A 16,873-nucleotide genomic window follows, 5' to 3' on the forward strand; every position below is an offset into this window, starting at 1 on the left:
GACGACCTCGCGCACCGCCCCCGCGGAGGTGCTCGTCAGGTCGGAGCGACCGATGGTCGCGGTGGTCTTCAGCTGCGGCTTGCCCGCGGGCACCGTAAGACTGGCGGCCGGGTCGTCAGCGAAGCAACTGGCCGCGGTGAGCAGCCATTCGCGGTCGACCAGGACGCCGGAGCAGCCGCGGTCGTGGCCGCCGATGATGAGCTGCGCGGTGTAGGCGTGGGTGGTGTCGGAGGCGGGTGAGGCGGGGCCGGTCACGGCGGCGGCGGGTACGGCGCACAGCGCGATCGGGCCTACTGTCAGGGCCGCCGCCAGCGCGGCGAGACGCACGGGTCTGGTGTGTCGCATGAATTCCGTTCCTTGGTGGCAGGTCTGGCAAGAGGACTCGGCTGGGCGCTACTTGGAGGTCCTGATCTCCACGAGCAGGTGCTCGCGGCCCTCTTCGTCCGCGCTCTCGCCCACCGCGGTCCAGGTGTTCTTGTCGATCTCGAAGGTCTTCTCCTCGGACCCGACCGTCATGTCGACCTCGGTGTTGTAGTCGTTGCCCCGGATGACATAGACGGCGGGGATCTCCATGGTCAGCCAGCCGGAATCGCCGGTGACCTTGAAGCAGATCGTCTCCGCGTTCCGCCGGGCCATGACCTGCAGCAGGTTGGTGCCGCTCGCGCAGTCGGCGAGCGTGATGTGGCCGTCACCGCGCTTGAGGACGATGTCCTGCTCCTCCAGGATCTTGTCCGCCTGCGGGTAGTTGAAGTCCTCGACCGCGTAGCCCGGAGCCTCGTCGGCGACGGCGACAGCGGGGCCGTCGGCTTCCGTCCGGGAGGGGCCGGCCCCCAGCACGGTCCACGCCAGGGCACCGGCGGCCACCGCCGCGCCCAGCATGCGCACTATGAATTTCTTCTGACGCGGCTTCGCCGCAACCATGGATCTCGCCTTCATCGCAGTAATGGATTCCTTTACTTCCGGCTGGATGTCTGCAATCCAGCCCATCGACAGGTGCGATGGTCTCTGTAATTCGAATTTCCCCAGGCGCTGCCCGCCTGCTGTCCAGTGGGCAGCACAAACAAAGGCGCACGAATGTTTGCCGCGACCGGGGAATACTCCGGGGCTAGACGTCGTACTCCATCAGGACACTGAGCAAAGATCCGTCGAGCATGCTGTCCTGCAGCGCGGCGCCCATGTACGCGGCCACCGCCGCGATCACCGGGGCGAGTCCGGGGTAATCCGCGCCGGACGTCTCCCACCGTGCCTGCACCGCGTCCCACCAGGGGTGCGGTGGGGACGGCTCGGCGTCCGGTTCCCCGGGCTCGAACAATTCACCGCACTTTCCGTCCTGCCAGTGCGCGAATACGTTCATGCCGTCCCCGCCCAGCAGCACGCTGAAGGTCTCGGTGCCCCGGGACAGTGCGGAGAGCACCTCGGTCAGCGTCCCGTCGACCCCCCACTCCTCGAAGCAGAACGACCAGTCACCGAGCGACCCCGCACGCAGGACCGTCCCCTCGGCCTTCCTGGCACGGCTCTCGTCCGCGATGTCCCGGGCCTGCTCCCGGTCGAGGAGCCGGGCGTGGCCGGGGGCAGCGCCGTACCGGACAAGAATCTCTTCAGGTGTGATGCCCCGGGTGAACGTCACACACCACGAATCCGCATGGTCGACCCAGGCCCATGGACCGCACAATGATTCATTCACCCGTACTTCCTCCTCCACATCTGAATAAGGGCCGAGATTTATCAGGCGACGATATTAGCGAGGAAGGGGTCCTTGTCAACGATGCGGTTCATCTGCTTGAACGAACTGTACTTTCCGCCGGCGGAGATGTTGGACTGCAAGGTGATGTGCGCGCGAATGCACTGCTCGTCGCACGAGTCGACCCCCGAGAGGCCCGGGAACAGGTTCTGGAACTTGTCGCTGCTCCTCGAACCGCACGTGTACTTGCGGTTGTTGTTCGCGATGCTCTTGTTCGCCGAGTTGATGCCGTGCAGGGGAGCCCAGTTCCGTTGCCGCTGCGCGAAGAGATAGCCGGCGGAGGCGGAGGCGTGCACCGGGTCGGAAAGGCTGAACTCCAGGACCGGATCCACGTCGGGGTCGGGTATCACACATCCGGTGAGCGTCGGCATCTCCGTGTCACAACGGATCATGGCCGTTGCCGGGCTGTCCCACGTGGCGTTCGGGTCGACCGGCGTGGCACCCGTTGCGGTGACGTACAACTTGTACTGCGTCTGGAACGAGAAGCGCGTCTTGGCGGACGGCACTGCTCCGTCGTAGGTGACTTCTCCCGTGGCCGACTGCCCCTGCGTCAGCGTACGGGTTCCCCACCACGGGGTTCTCATGGTCGTCGTGCAGTCGGAGGCGCAGTCCACGGTCATCTTGACATTCAGGCTCGTCACCCGGCCCTCGACGCCGGTGACCTTGACCGTGATCTGCTCACGTATGTCGGTGCTCTTGCAGCTGGTCTCAAGCTTGCTGCTGACCTGCAGGAAACCCCGGCCCACCTGCTTGCCGTTCTCGTCGTACAGCGTGTAGGTCACCTGCTGGCCGCTCAGACACATGCCGCCTGTGCGTGTCCAGGTCCAGACCCCTGGCGTCACCGAGCACGCGGTGGGGGTGACTGGTTCCTCGACGATCGGGTCGTCCATGCCGGGATCGATGTCCTCGGGGTCCTCGGGCTCCTCGGCCGCGAGGGTCGAGGCGGCCTCGCCGGTCTCCTCCGCGGTCGCGCTCAGAAAGGTCGCATCCGTCCGGCTCGCGCTCCCTGTCCGCGGCGACGTGAACTCGACGCATCCCTCGACCGCGCCGCCGGCGGCGTCCCGGGCGGACGACGGTATCGCGGAGCACGAGCCGTCGCCCGTCACGTCGGCCTGCCCCTGGCGAGGCTTGCCCGCAGCCGAGTCCGGAGGCGGGACGGTGGTGAGCGGGTGCTGCGTCTCCGGCGCCCGCTGCTCGTCGGTGGACGCGGCCGCGCCGCCCGCCACGCCGAGGGACAGCGCCGCTGTGAACGAAGCGACGGGCGCAATGACCTGCCGTGTCTGAAGGGCCATCCTCTTCTCTCTGTTGACACGCTGCTGATGCGCCGCCGATGCACTGTCATGCCGCCCGGGAACCCGCAGGAACTCACGCGAAGGGTTTTCTCCGCCGCGGCCGCCGCAATGTTGGCGCACACCTTCATTGCAGCCCTGAATTCGCGGCCGCCGGTCGGAAACCCGACGGGACCAAGGTGGCCGTGAAAGCGCCGGCAATTCGAAGAGATCCCCCACCCGAAGTACCTTCCTTGCCCCCGGACTTCGCTTCGGTCCGTCCATGTCACTCCCCTCCCGGCGCCCTCGTCCAGTCACGAACTGGTCGAAAGCGCACCGGAGTTGGGGATTCCGCGTGACGCTGCACACACTCCAGAAGGGTTGCGTCAATCTTTGTGAAGGAAGTGTGAAAACTGCCGCGACTCTCCCGGTCGCCACACTGGATCTCCTGGTGAGAATTTCCCTGACGGTCGCTCAATTTGCTCCGAAACCAATTGATTTCCGCTCCGGAACGCGTTGATATGGTCCCGTACATTGCGCAGCAGTTCTGCGCCGCGCCAGTCGGCGCAGATGTGTCTCAGCTTTGTCCGCCAACAGACACGACGAGGACAACACTCTTATGCAGACGACGTTCTGGAGTCGCAGACACCTCCTCGGCGCGGTCGCCGCTGTGACGGCCGCCGCCGCCACTCCCCTGTCGATCACGTCCACGGCCCGCGCCGCCACCACCGAGGACCCGGCGACCGACCCGCCCGCCCTGCCGGACACCGAACGGGCGAAGGTGGTCAAGTCGTGGTTGACGGGCGGCAAGGCCACCAAGGCGGCGGCTGCCGATGTCCTTCACGGCACCAATGCCGAGATCCAGACCTTCCTCGCCGAGACACTGCCGAAGGTGACGGTGGAGGACAACCGCGTCGCGGTCGCCGGCGCCCTCGCCCATGCGGGCAAGGGCATGCGCCGCGAGGCCGTCGCCGCCCTCGACAACGGTGACAGCGCCATAGCCGACTTCCTCAAGGACGGATTCAAGCCCGCTCTCCTGGAAGACCTGCGCGTGGTGACCTCCACCGTGTCCGCCACCGACGGCAAGGCGGTCCAGCGGGAGGCGTCCGCCGCCCTGGACGCGGGTACACAGCAGGCGCTGGAGGACTTCCTGACGAAGGGCCAGTACACGGCCCGCCTGGAGGATGCCAGGGTCCAGGTCTCCGCCATGCTGTTCAACGGCGGGCCCGAGGTGCGCAAGTACGCCGACCGCGCCCTGAGCGGGACGGCGTCGGACGTCCAGTGGTTCCTCGACACCGGCCAGCACATCGCCCGCGCCCGCGACCAGGAAGCGGCGACCATCGAGGAACTCGTCGCGGTCGTCGAGCGGGAGGGCAAGCGCGCACAGGCAGAGACCGACCTGGCCGTCGAGAACTCCGAGCGGGCCCAGACCGCCGCCCAGGAGGCCAAGGAAGCGGCGGAGAAGGCCGCCGCCGAGGCCGCGGCCGCCAAGGAGGACGTGCGGAAGGCCGCGTCCGCCGCCCGCAAGGCGGCCGGCGCGGCCAAGGGCGCGGCCAACGCCGCCCGCACCGCCATCAACGCCTCCAACGCCGCCGTGACCGCCGCCCGCCGCGCCTCCTGGGCGGCCACCGCCGCCTCCCAGGCCGCGTCGAACGCCGGTGGGGCCGCGTCCCGCGCCTACAACGCCGCCATCGCCGCCTCCAAGGACGCCTCCAAGACCGAGGCGGCCAAGAACGCCGCGATCGCCGCCCGCAACGCCGCCGACAAGGCCCGATCCGCGGCCAGGGCCGCCGACTACGCGAGGTCCGCCACCGCGCAGGCCGCCAACGCCAGTTCCTCGGCCGCCTCCGCCGCCCGCAACGCCGCTGCCGCCGCCAACGCCTCCGCGCAGGCCGCGGCCTCGGCCGGGGTCGCCCAGTCGCAGGCCGCGGAGGCCAAGCGCCAGGCCGACATCGCGACCGCCGCCGCCAACCGCGCCACCAACGCCGCCTCCACGGCCCAGGCCCTCGCCAACACGGCGGCCTCCGCGGCCCGCGCCGCGCGAGACGCCGCCAACTCCGCCGCCGACCACGCGGACAAGGCAGCCGACGCCGCCGAGGAGGCCGTGAAGTACGCGGGCCAGGCCATCGACTACGCCAACAAGTCCACCGCGCACGCCGCCGAGGCGGTGAAGGCGGCCAACACCGCGACCGAGACCGTGGAGAACGCCCTCGCGGTGGAGCAGGCGGCGCGGGACGCCGAGCTGGCCCGCCTGCGGGAGGAGAAGCTGCAGGCCTTGGACGAGGCCCGGCTGCTGTCCCGGATCGAGGCGGAGGAGCGGGCCGAGTACGAGAACAAGCGCGCCCAGGAAGCACAGACCGAGCAAGCCGTCAAGGACCTGATCGCCCAGGCGGAGCAGGCCCTGTGGGAGAACGGCGACCTGGCACTCGCCACCACGCTGGGCCGCAAGGCCGCCACCGGTCTGCTCTCCGCCAAGGGCGCGTGGACGCGTCAGGCCGCCCAGTTCGCGCTGGCCGGCAGCGACAACGACGTACTCAACTGGGTCGACCTGGACCGGGCCATCGCCCAGCATCAGGACGACCGGGAGACCGTCCTCTACATCGCCCAGATATCCAACCCCACCATCGCCCAGGCCGCCCAGGCCGCTCTGGAGAGCTCCAGCGCCAGGGCGGTGGGCGACTTCCTCACCTCCGGGGTGATCCGGGCCTCGCAGGACGACAACCGCGTACAGATCGCCCGCATCATCAACGAGAAGCCCGGCAAGGCCGTCATCAAGGCGGCCAACGACGCGCTCGACGCGAACACCCCTCAGGCCCTGCAGGACTTCTTCGACCGCACCTACCCCGCCGCGGTACGGGAGGACGACGCCGTCACCACCGCGACGTCCGTCGCCACCGGAGGCGAGTACACCAAGGCGTACGGGGAGGTCGCCCTGGAGGGGCCGACGTGGATGCGCAGGAACTTCGTCCAGGTCGTGCAGTACACGGCGGCACAGCTCGATCACGACTCGGCCACCCACATCGCCGCGATCCGCGGGGCGATCGCGGCCGCGGCCAAGATCGCCCACACGGCGCAGCAGAACGCGGCGCTGGCGTCGAAGGCGGCGGCGGACGCCCGCGAGGCCGCCTCGGAGGCGCAGGACTGGGCGGACAAGGCGCTGGCATCGGCACAGAAGGCCGACGAATACTCCACGCAGGCGCGGCAGAACGCCAATGCGGCGGACAAGTCGGCCGCGGACGCGCGGGCCTCGGCGAGCCAGGCGAAGACGGCGGCGGCGACCGCCCGCGGAGCGGCCCGGTCGGCGAACTACTCGGCGAACAAGGCCATCGACGCCGCCCGCTCCGCCGTGAACTCCGCCAACAGCGCGGCGGCGTCCGCGGCCAGTGCCCACCAGGCCGAGCTCGCCGCGGGCCGGGACGCCAACGCGGCGGCGGCCGCGGCCAGCGAGGCCCGTGCCATCGCCACCCAGAAGCGCGAAGCCGAGATCCGGGAGGCCGCCCGCGAGCGCGCCGAGGAGGCGCGCCGGGAACGGGAGAACGGCCGGGACCCCGCCGACAACGAGACCAACGACCAGGTCAACCCGAACGGCAGCAACCCCGGGAAGGAGGACTGGTGGTCCGACGCCGGCTGGTGGGCCGACGCCCTCGGCTACGTCAGCGTCGGAACGGGACTCATCGCCGTCGGCCTGGGCCTCGCCAGCCTCGCCTTTCCCCCGCTGCTCGCGGGCGCGGCGGTCTTCGGCGCCATATCGTTCGGAGCCGCCGCGCTGAGCACCGTGTTCACCGGCATCGAGTACGGGTTCACCAGCGGCGAGTTCTACGAGTCCGCCATCACCACCGCCACAAGCGTGTTCACGCGCGGCCAGTCGAAGTGGCTGGTCCCCGCCGCCAAGAAGGCGGCCCCGGTGGTCAACAAGGTCGCACAGGAAGGCAAGGAGCTCGTGTCCTCGATCACCAGCGGACTGTCGTCAGTCTTCTGACCGCCGTCCGGGCCGACCTTGTGTCCACGGCCCTGGCCCCACGTGCCAGGGCCGTGGAGCGGCCCGCCGGCCGTCCCTGGTCCCGCGACGGGTGACTTTCTCCTGCCCGCACTGACAACGAAGGCATGACAACGATGAGACATCGCCCCCTGCCATCCATAGGTCTGCGGTCGGCACTGATATCCGTGCTGACCGCGCTGACCCTGACCGCCGCCACCGGCGCGGCCTCGGCCAAGGCCCCCGAGGCGGACGAGCCCCGCCCGCTGGCCACGATCGACCCGGCCGACCTCCCCGACAGCCCGCTCCCGATACGGACCAGCACCGTGCCGATACCGTCCGGCGAACAGTGCGACTCCACCGCCCCGGGCTCAAGCGAGCGCGCGGCGGGCGCCGTCCGGGTCTGTGTCACCACGAGCCCGAAGCCTGCCACCCGCACCGCCCTGGCCGCCGCCCCCACCACCACCACCGCCGCCGCTGCTGCTGACGAAGAGGCAGCGAAGGCGACCTGCACGATCACCAGTCCGGGCACTTTCAACTACACCCGGCACGACTACTGCATGACGGGCCTGACCGTCCTCTACAAGCTGTACAACGAGAAGGGCACCGAGCTCGGAACCGGCACCCTGGACGTGTCGACCAACACGGAGCTACCGGCCGACGGCACCGCCTGGGACGAGCACGTGACCGTGAGGATGACCGGTGCGACCGGCCAGGTCACCAGTCTGATCGTCAAGTTCAGGTCGTCGTGCGACTCCTGCAACGCCACGCAGAGCACACCCTGGTGGGGCAACAGGACACTCACCGTGGGCCAGTCCGCCAGCGGTGACGTCTCCTACTCCTCCAGCCCTGCCCCCGAGACCTCGGTCGAGTTCACCACGTCGTACACCCTCTATGTCTCGACCGCCGGTGCCACGCCCGTGGACCCGACGGCAAGCTGGAGCAACCCCCGGAAGATCCGCTGCGACGACGACGTACGGGACGTGACGGGCGGCGGCACCTCGCCCGGCCCCGGCTGCGTCTTCCCCCACGTCCGACCCGCGGTGGAGATGAGCCTGGCCCCCTACGTGCAGGGCGACCCCGGCTCGGGCCAGGGCGCCGCCGCGGCCACGTACCTGTGGGCCCAGAACTTTCTCGTCGACAGCTGGGGCCGTGAGACACCGCTGACCCGTGCGAAGTACGGCGCGGAGGAACGCAGGGCCCGGACCTGTGGGGACCGGAGCGCGAAGCCCTTCGTCCACCTGAGGGACATCGTGCCGGACGACTCCTGCGACGAGTTCCCCTTCGCCGCCACATACGAGGGCGGCACGAACGGAGGGTTGTGCGCCGAGGTCATTCCCCAGTGGGAGGACGGCGTCTGGCGGATCTACACCGTCGAAGGCGACCCGGACCCGACCCCCGGCATGCCCTGCGTACGCGGCCACGTTCCGCAACCGGACAACAGCTCGGCCGGCTCGAAGGTCCGCTGGGCGTTCGAGAAGGAACGAGTGCTGGACGGCGAGAAGTTCCTGGTCAACATAGCCTGAGGCCGTAGCCTTGCCCCGTCTCTCCGGGCCCGGAGGGACGGGGCAAGGCAGGCGACGAGAGAGAAGGAAGCGAGAGTTCGGATGACCTGGACGAACCCCTGGAGCTGGGCGCACGACCAGCTGGTGTCCTTCAATCTCGTACGCGACCGCTCACCGGACGACGTCCTGTGGTGCTACGACGCCGACCCGGCCCAGGCACGGACGATGACGCGTCAGGAGTCCGACGCGGCCTTCGGGCTGCCGGACGAGGGGACGGTGTTGCGCGTGGGCCGGGCCGGCGCGTGGTCGTTCTGCTTCGAGAACTGGCTGCCGGTGGGATTCGATCCGGGGCTGCTCGAACGGCTCTCCGCGGGGACGGACACCATCCACTACTTCCGGAACCCCAAGGGGGGCCGGTTCGTCAAGCATCTGCGCGACGGCCGGAACGTGGAGAGTTTCGAACTGGGCATGCTGCCCGCTCCGTCGGAGGAAGCACCACTGGGCCTTCACCGCGCGATCGAGCGGCGTGCCGGCGAGACGGGGGAGGGTCCCGACCCTGCATCCCGGCACCGTGCGCTCTGGGAGGTGCTGAGCGAACTGGTCGGCGTCCGTCTGGACACCGCGCTCGTCAACGGTCCGCTGCCCACCGTCCTCCGCCGCAGCGGACCGCTCGGACCTGACACGCAGGGCCCCTCGGCGCACGGGCGCGGGCTCGCGTCCCCGCCGCCTGTCGGCCGGGCCGGCCGACGTGGACTGGGGAAACCGATCGGCCGACTCGTCCCCGGGAAGCCGGAGGCACCGGACGACCGCGCCTGACGGCCGGTCCGGTGCGGCGCGCCGACACCGCTCGGGAGCCGGGAATCCGAAGACCGCTCGGGACCTTGCAGTGGGCCGGACGGCATGGGGGCGCCCGGCGTCGATCGCCGGGCGCCCCCAACCCCGTAAGAACCGGACTTACTCCCCGAGCAGCCTCCGCACCCGCTCCTGCCCCACCGCCAGCAGCAGCGTGGGCAGTCGCGGCCCGGTGTCACGCCCGACCAGCAGGTGGTACAGCAGCGCGAAGAACTTCCGCTGATGTGTCTTGATCTCCGCCGGCAGCTCCTTGGGCGTCGCGTCGGCGGGGAATCCGGCCTGGACCTTGGGCACGCCGTACACGAGGTGGGTTAGCCCGTCCAGCGACCAGTGGTCGTCCAGCCCGTCGAGGAGCAGCCGCAGCGAGCCCTGCCCCTGCTCGTCGAGGGACTTCAGCAGCTCGGCGTCGGGCTCGTCCCGCACGATGGTGCGCTGGTCGGCGGGGACCTGGGTGTTGATCCAGGCCTCGGCCTTGTCGTACCGGGGCCGGGCCTCGTCCAACGTACCCAGCGGGTTCGCCGGGTCGAGCTCGCTGAGGATGCGCAGCGCCTGGTCCTCGTGCCCGGCGGTGATGTCGGCCACGGACGCGAGCGTCCGGTACGGCAGCGGCCTGGGCGTCCTCGGCAGCTCACCGGCGGCCGTGCTGACGGCGCGCGAGTGGGCGGCGATGTCGGCGGGCAGCGCGCTGCCGTCGGCGACCTTGGCGTCGAGGCGGTCCCACTCGTCGTACAGCCGCTGGATCTCCTGGTCGAAGGCGATCTTGAAGGACTGGTTGGGCCGACGGCGGGCGTAGAGCCAGCGCAGCAGCTGCGGCTCCATGATCTTCAGCGCGTCGGCCGGGGTCGGCACCCCGCCCCGCGACGAGGACATCTTCGCCATGCCGCTGATGCCGACGAACGCGTACATCGGCCCGATGGGCTGCTTGCCGCCGAAGATGCCGACGATCTGCCCGCCGACCTGGAACGACGACCCCGGCGAGGAGTGGTCGACACCGCTGGGCTCGAAGATCACGCCCTCGTAGGCCCAGCGCATGGGCCAGTCGACCTTCCAGACCAGCTTGCCGCGGTTGAACTCGCTCAGCCGGACCGTCTCGGAGAAGCCGCAGGCGGTGCAGGCGTACGTCAGCCCGGTCGAGTCGTCGTCGTACGCGGTGACCGTCGTCAGGTCCTTCTCGCAGTTGCCGCAGTACGGCTTGTACGGGAAGTACCCGGCGGCGCCGGAGCTGCCGTCGTCCTCGGCGGCCGCTCCCGACCCCTCGGCGGCCTCCAGCTCGGCTTCGTCGACGGGCTTCTGCGACTGCTTCTTCGCCGGGGCCTTCTTGGTCCGGTACTGGTCGAGGATCGCGTCGATGTCCCCCCGGTGCTTCATCGCGTGCAGGATCTGCTCGCGGTAGACACCCGAGGTGTACTGCGCGGTCTGGCTGATCCCGTCGAACTCGACGCCCAGCTCGGCCAGCGACTCGACCATGGCGGCCTTGAAGTGCTCGGCCCAGTTGGGGTGGCCGGAGCCCTTGGGTGCCGGCACGGAGGTGAGCGGCTTGCCGATGTGCTCCGCCCAGGACTCGTCGACGCCCGCGACACCGTTCGGCACCTTCCGGTACCGGTCGTAGTCGTCCCACGAGATGAGGTGCCGCACCTGGTGCCCCCGCCGCCTGATCTCGTCGGCGACGAGGTGCGGGGTCATGACCTCCCGGAGGTTCCCCAGGTGGATCGGGCCCGAGGGCGACAGCCCCGAGGCGACAACTACAGGTTTGCCCGGCGCCCGACGCTCCGACTCCTCGATGACCTCATCCGCGAAACGGGAGACCCAGTCGGTGGTCTCGGTGCTCTGAGCCACGATCGGCACGTCCTCTTTTTCTGGTTACTCGACCACAGCCGGTACGGTCGCACAGCTGCCCGCCTCATTCTCCCAGCTCTCCCCACAACTACGAAAACGCGTTGTCGTCAGGCGCCGCCGGGCTCGGAGCCGGCCCGGCCGGAACGGCGGGTCAGTTCCACACCCGGATGTCGAGGGTGACGGCGGCACCACCGTCGATCACGTCGGTGACGGTGACCCAGGACCACCGTCCCCCCGGATGTGCGGGCGCACAGCTCCATTCCGTCCTTCAGTTCGCTGCTGCTGATCCCCGAGCTGAACCGGGTCTGCTGGTCACACGTCCCGGGCTCGGGTGTCTGCCCGGTGACCACGGCGATCCGTTCGTTGTTGAGTCCTCCGTTGAGGTACAGATCGTTGCCGTCGACCCGGTATCGCTCCACTGCCCAGTTGTCCGCCTGCGAGTCCAGGTCGATGCTGTAGGGGCTGTTGAGGGCGATCCCGCTCTGCTCCCGGCGCAGCGCCGACTGCGTGGACTGGGCACTCGGTTCCCCTCCGGTGCCCTGCTCCCGGGCCGACGGGGTCACGGTGACGGTGGCGGCGGCGGGAGCGGGCTTGGCGTCACCGGCCTCGACCTGAACGTGTTGGTCGCGCTGCCGAAGACCACGGTGATCAAGGCCGCGGCGACCGCCCCGCCCGCACCGACCAGCGCGGGCACCAGCCAAGGGGCCCGTCCCCGCGGAGCGGTACGCCGCCCGGGATCTCCGTCCGGTGTCGGCGTACCGGTTGCAGACGTCGTCCTGCTGTCCGTCGTCACCTCGTCACTTACCGCCCGCCGCCCACCCTCACCCGAGAAAACGGCTTTACCCCCCATGGGATACTGGCCGTGTCTATCCATCCCCACGAGGAGAACGGCACCCACTCCTATGGCCTCGGTCACGTCCCTCACCGCCTCCGTCCACCAGCGCCTCGCGACCGCCCTCTCGGCTGCCATGCCGGAGGCCGCCGACGCGGACCCGCTGCTGCGACGCAGCGACCGGGCGGACTACCAAGCCAACGGGATCCTCGCTCTCGCGAAGAAGGCGAAGGCGAACCCGCGCGACCTCGCGACCCAGGTCGTCGCCCAGGTCGAGTCCGGCGACGTGATCAAGGACATCGAGGTCTCCGGCCCCGGCTTCCTGAACATCACGATCACCGACAACGCGATCACGGAAACCCTCGCGGAGCGCTACGCGGACACCGACGGCCGCCTCGGCGTCCCGTACGCCGACAACCCGGGCACGACGGTCATCGACTACGCGCAGCCGAACGTGGCGAAGGAGATGCACGTAGGCCACCTCCGCTCCGCCGTGATCGGCGACGCGGTCGTCCAGCTCCTGGAGTTCACCGGCGAGAACGTGATCCGGCGCCACCACATCGGCGACTGGGGCACCCAGTTCGGCATGCTCATCCAGTACCTGGACGAGCACCCGCACGAGCTGGACCACAAGGATGCCGAGGTGACGGGTGAGGAGGCGATGTCCAACCTCAACCGGCTCTACAAGGCGGCGCGGAAGCACTTCGACTCCGACGAGGAGTTCAAGACGCGCGCACGGCGCCGGGTCGTGGACCTCCAGGCGGGCGAACCGCACACCCTCGCCACATGGCAGAAGTTCGTCGACGAGTCGAAGATCTACTTCTACTCGGTCTTCGAGAAGCTCGACATGGAGATCCGGGACCCGGACATCGTCGGCGAGTCGGGCTACAACGACATGCTCGACGAGACCTGCCGCCTCCTGGAGGAGTCCGGAGTGGCCGTCCGCTCGGAGGGCGCCCTCTGCGTCTTCTTCGACGACATCAAGGGCCCGGACGGCAACCCGGTCCCCCTGATCGTCCGCAAGTCCGACGGCGGCTACGGCTACGCGGCGACGGACCTCTCCGCGATCCGCGACCGCGTCTTCAACCTGAAGGCGAACAGCCTCCTCTACGTCGTCGACGTCCGCCAGTCCCTCCACTTCAAGATGGTCTTCGAGACGGCGCGGCGGGCCGGCTGGCTGGGCGACCACGTCAAGGCCCACCAGCTCGCCTTCGGCACGGTCCTCGGCAAGGACGGCAAGCCGTTCAAGACGCGTGAGGGCGAGACGGTCCGGCTGGAGGACCTCCTCGACGAGGCGGTCGACCGCGCCACGGCCGTCGTACGGGAGAAGGCCGAGAAGGTCGGCCTGGCCGACCAGGAGATCGAGGAGAACGGCCGGTACGTCGGCATCGGCGCGGTGAAGTACGCCGACCTGTCGACCTCGGCCGTACGGGACTACAAGTTCGACCTGGACCAGATGGTCTCGCTGAACGGCGACACGTCCGTCTACCTCCAGTACGCGTACGCCCGTATCCAGTCGATCCTCCGCAAGGCGGGCGAGGCCCGCCCCGCCGCCCACCCGGAGCTCGCGCTCGCCCCGGCGGAGCGCGCGCTGGGCCTGCACCTGGACCAGTTCGGCGAGACCGTGCTCGACGTGGCGTCGGCGTACGAGCCGCACAAGCTGGCGGCGTACCTGTACCAGCTGGCGTCCCACCTGACCACGTTCTACGACCAGTGCCCGGTCCTGAAGGCCGAGACCCCCGAGCAGGTGGAGAACCGCCTGTTCCTGGTCGACCTGACGGCCCGCACCCTCCACCAGGGCATGGCCCTGCTGGGCATCAGGACGCCCGAGCGGCTCTGACGCCGACACGTCTTGGGGACGTGCCCGGACCACCGGGCACGTCCTGCTCGGGGTACAGATTCGTCATCTGCTTCTCCAGTGCTTCTCCAGTTCTCCGCTTCTCCAGCTCGCCGACCCGGCCGGCGTCGCATCTACATCGCGGGCGCCTCACAGGCTCACGCCGAGTTGCCCGAACTCCCGTAGTAGCCGCCCGCCAGGCCCACCAGCCGGCGCATCTCCTCCTCGATGCGGTTGGCGACATCTCCCGCGCCCGCGTCGGCCAGGCCGCTGGTGAGGAGCTGCGCGTAGAGGCCGCTGAAGTAACGGACGGTGCTGAAGACATGATCGTTCACGTCGACGGCTCCGCCCCTGGCGGAGAGGCTGTTGGCATCGTCGAGCACCTGGTTGATCTGCTGCGTGATCTCGTCCCGGGCGTCATGCGTCAGCGTCACCGCCCGGCCGACCTGGGCGAGGATGGAGTGGCAGGACCGGCCGAGTTCCCGCAGCAGCCGCTGGTCACGGTTGAGGGGGGTGGTCGCCGTGGCCGCGGGACGGTAGCCGGAGGCGATCCGAGGGCCGGCCACGATCGGCTCGTAACGGCGGATGTCGATCGCGCTGGTGGCGCCGAGCGCCGCACGGAAGCACGGGTGGACGTGAAACTCCGTCTCGTGCGGCTGCACCGTCAGGTCGTCGTCGCTCGCGAACACCACGTCGTTGCCGCGCCGCACCCCGAGGAAGCCGACCCCGTACAGGATGTCGATGGCCCCGGAGAGCGTCAGCGCGTCGGCGTACGCGGGGAACAACCGGTGGAGGGTCTCGGCCGCCGCCTCGAAGCGGCTGCCGAGCGCGGTGCGGGTGACGACGTATCCGGTGTTCTGGAAGAGCGGGAAGAGGTGTTTGAGAAAGGGATGCGCGACCATGTACTCCAGCGCCAGGTCCTTCAGCTTCCACGCGGAGAACTGCCGGCTCGCCTGGAGCACGTCCGCCTCCGTGATCCGCTCCCGGCTGTGGATCAGCCAGGCGGTCTCCTGGCAGAGGTTGAGGAACTGGATGGCGTCGCGTGGCCGCGGCAGACAGCGGCGGAAGAGGTACGTCGCCGTCTCTTCGTCGCCCACGGTCCGCGGGAAGAGCTCCCGCCACAGCCGCTCCGCGGTCAGTTCCGCTCCGGCGGAGGCCTGCGCGCGGGCCAGGGCGAGGTCCCGCAAGGCCTGTTCCGTCCAGGTGATGCGCAGTTCGTCGCCATGGAACTTGTCGCCCTCCCCGAACGACAGTGAGTCGTAGATGTCCGCGCGCAGGAACAGCAGGAACCGTACGGCCCGCCCGTACAGACTCGCCGCGTGCTTCGCCGCCAGGAGCAGTCCGATCACCATGGAGTTGCTGTCCGGTTCCGTGGACCACACCTGCTCCAGCTGGTCGACCATCAGCAGCAGGGGCCCGTGTGAGCCGTCGCAGCCCAGATCGGCGAAAGCCCCCGCCACTGCCTGCTCGACCACCTCCAACTGCCGTGTGGCCCGGGCGCCCTCGGACGGGGACTGGGCCAGGTCCACACTCGCCTTGACGCCGAACGCCTCAAGCGCCAGAGACGTCTGCAACCCTCTGGCCTCCTGCGCGAGGCGATCTCCCAGCCGTTCACCGGACAACTCGCCGTTCTGCTTCAGGAAACGGCTCAGCGCCTTCACCGAATCGGGTTTGCGGCCGTGCGCGTCCTTGACGTGCGTCACCAGGTGGCGGGCCGCGTGTACGGCGAACACATACCGCCAGATCAGCGCCTTGGCCGAGTCCCCGGGCAGCCCCTGCAACTCGAAGCGCCGGATCTCCTCCCCCGCCGCCTCGTCCGGAGTGACCAGGGCCTTCCCGCCGTCGTGCCCGCCGTCCGCCATCAACTGCATGCAAATGGCGCTCTTGCCCGAGCCCTTCCGCCCGATGATCAGCATCTTCCGCCCGGCCACCGCCGCCCGGTACGCCGCGTTGGGCAGGAACCCACCGCGCAGCAACAGCCCGTCCGTCACGTCCCGTTCGGCATCCTCGCGCCCGAAATGCAGATCAGCGAGCACCGGCCCGTCGGCCATCCCGTCCCCCTAGCGCCACCACCCCGTCGCTCTCACACGGGTCCACAGCCCACACGGTATCCGCGCGGCCCGTCCTCTCCCCCACTGAGAGGACGGGCCGCGACGTGTTCGTGCGGTCGGTCAGGTCGGCTCAGCAGGCGGGGCAGGCATTGGCCATCCGCTTGAACGCGGCCTTGGTCCCCGATCCGGCGATTCCGTCGATCGCGCCCGTGTATCCCCAGTACGTCTTGAGGTAGCGCTGCAGGGCCTTGATGGTGTTCGGGCCGACGATCCCGTCGATGCTGTCGTTGTAGTCCCAGGACTTCTTGAGCCAGCGCTGCATCGCCTTCCAGCTGTTGGTACCGAGCTGCCCGTCGATCGCGCCCGTGTAGTTCCAGCGCTCCTTCAGCGAACGCTGGATCTTCTTGGCCTGCGCGTTGCTCAGGCCGAGGTTGTTCACCGCGAGCGCGGAAGCGGCGGCCTCGGCACTCGCCACTGCCTTCGCATCCTGCGCGGGTGCCGCGACGCTGGTGCCCGCGGCCGCCAGGCTCCCCGCGGCGATACCGGCGGCGGCGGTGACGCTGACCAGCGTCCTCGTCAAGGCTCGCATCTGTTTTCCCCTCTTCGCTTTCGGTCGTATGAGCGACGCCGACCGCACCGGCCGACTCGACAACAAGACTGGAGGACCGGAGGCAACGGTCGCCACAACTGCCGCAGAGGTGACGGACTCATGAGACGTCCCACGCGCTGACGTGCGGGGACGTCATTTCCCAAGACGGTGCGGCGGGACGGCGGTAGCGGATCGGTGGCCGATTCCGGACGGGTGCCGGAACCTCCGTCCGGGCCTGCTTCCAGCCAGCGGCGGACGGAAAGAAGGAGTGCTTCAGCGCCCGCGTAACCTGACCCCCCCTTCCCGACGTTTAAGCCCTGACTTCAACGTGTGGCAGCGGTACAACGGCCGCTGCCAGCCTGGGCGCACGAAGGAACGGCATCGCA

12 protein-coding genes are annotated in these 16,873 nt (G+C 69.5%); 4 read left to right on the plus strand and 8 right to left on the minus strand.

From position 1 onward, the window contains the following. The 4 genes from ACWD3C_RS30970 to ACWD3C_RS30985 form a co-directional block, all read right to left on the minus strand. Positions 1-345 (minus strand): trypsin-like serine protease (locus tag ACWD3C_RS30970; RefSeq protein WP_451149477.1); only part of this gene is annotated, 345 nt, incomplete at its 3' end. A 48-nt stretch (positions 346-393) separates the two neighbouring features. Next, complete coding sequence (locus ACWD3C_RS30975) at positions 394-921, minus strand: hypothetical protein (RefSeq protein WP_451149478.1); 528 nt, start codon at positions 919-921, stop codon at positions 394-396. A 184-nt stretch (positions 922-1,105) separates the two neighbouring features. Continuing rightward, on the minus strand, positions 1,106-1,702 hold the full coding sequence (locus ACWD3C_RS30980) for a DUF6461 domain-containing protein (RefSeq protein ID WP_451149479.1): 597 nt from the start codon (positions 1,700-1,702) through the stop codon (positions 1,106-1,108). Between the two features lie 23 nt (positions 1,703-1,725). Next, a complete protein-coding gene (locus ACWD3C_RS30985) occupies positions 1,726-3,033 on the minus strand; it encodes a hypothetical protein (RefSeq protein WP_451149480.1) in 1,308 nt (435 codons plus the stop codon). 559 nt (positions 3,034-3,592) lie between these two features. On the opposite strand from ACWD3C_RS30985, the gene ACWD3C_RS30990 reads away from it, so the two are divergent. The 3 genes from ACWD3C_RS30990 (at position 3,593) to ACWD3C_RS31000 (ending at position 9,306) form a co-directional block, all read left to right on the plus strand. Continuing rightward, positions 3,593-6,988: an ALF repeat-containing protein gene (locus tag ACWD3C_RS30990; RefSeq protein WP_451149481.1), complete on the plus strand. Its 3,396-nt coding sequence runs from the start codon at positions 3,593-3,595 to the stop codon at positions 6,986-6,988. 125 nt (positions 6,989-7,113) lie between these two features. Continuing rightward, positions 7,114-8,511 carry a NucA/NucB deoxyribonuclease domain-containing protein gene (locus ACWD3C_RS30995; RefSeq protein ID WP_451149482.1) on the plus strand — a complete coding sequence of 466 codons (1,398 nt, stop codon included), beginning with the start codon at positions 7,114-7,116 and terminating at the stop codon, positions 8,509-8,511. 81 nt (positions 8,512-8,592) lie between these two features. Further along, entirely contained in the window at positions 8,593-9,306 is a 714-nt protein-coding gene (locus tag ACWD3C_RS31000; RefSeq protein WP_451149483.1) for a DUF6461 domain-containing protein, read from the plus strand. Positions 9,307-9,444: 138 nt separating this feature from the next. Here the strand turns inward: ACWD3C_RS31000 and lysS are convergent, their stop codons facing one another. Both lysS and ACWD3C_RS31010 read right to left on the minus strand, forming a co-directional pair. Beyond that, a complete protein-coding gene (gene lysS, locus ACWD3C_RS31005; RefSeq protein WP_451149484.1) occupies positions 9,445-11,187 on the minus strand; it encodes a lysine--tRNA ligase in 1,743 nt (580 codons plus the stop codon). Between the two features lie 98 nt (positions 11,188-11,285). Further along, complete coding sequence (locus tag ACWD3C_RS31010; protein ID WP_451149485.1) at positions 11,286-11,741, minus strand: hypothetical protein; 456 nt, start codon at positions 11,739-11,741, stop codon at positions 11,286-11,288. A gap of 339 nt (positions 11,742-12,080) precedes the next feature. Here ACWD3C_RS31010 and argS point away from each other — a divergent pair, with 339 nt between their 5' ends. Then, positions 12,081-13,850 carry an arginine--tRNA ligase gene (gene argS, locus ACWD3C_RS31015; protein WP_451149486.1) on the plus strand — a complete coding sequence of 590 codons (1,770 nt, stop codon included), beginning with the start codon at positions 12,081-12,083 and terminating at the stop codon, positions 13,848-13,850. A gap of 155 nt (positions 13,851-14,005) precedes the next feature. On the opposite strand, the gene ACWD3C_RS31020 is transcribed toward argS, so the two are convergent. Next, a complete protein-coding gene (locus ACWD3C_RS31020) occupies positions 14,006-15,898 on the minus strand; it encodes a P-loop ATPase, Sll1717 family (protein ID WP_451149487.1) in 1,893 nt (630 codons plus the stop codon). Between the two features lie 130 nt (positions 15,899-16,028). Next, on the minus strand, positions 16,029-16,487 hold the full coding sequence (locus tag ACWD3C_RS31025; RefSeq protein WP_451149488.1) for a peptidoglycan-binding domain-containing protein: 459 nt from the start codon (positions 16,485-16,487) through the stop codon (positions 16,029-16,031). Between the last annotated feature and the right edge of the window lie 386 nt (positions 16,488-16,873).

It is taken from the genome of Streptomyces sp. NPDC002845, assembly GCF_053591955.1.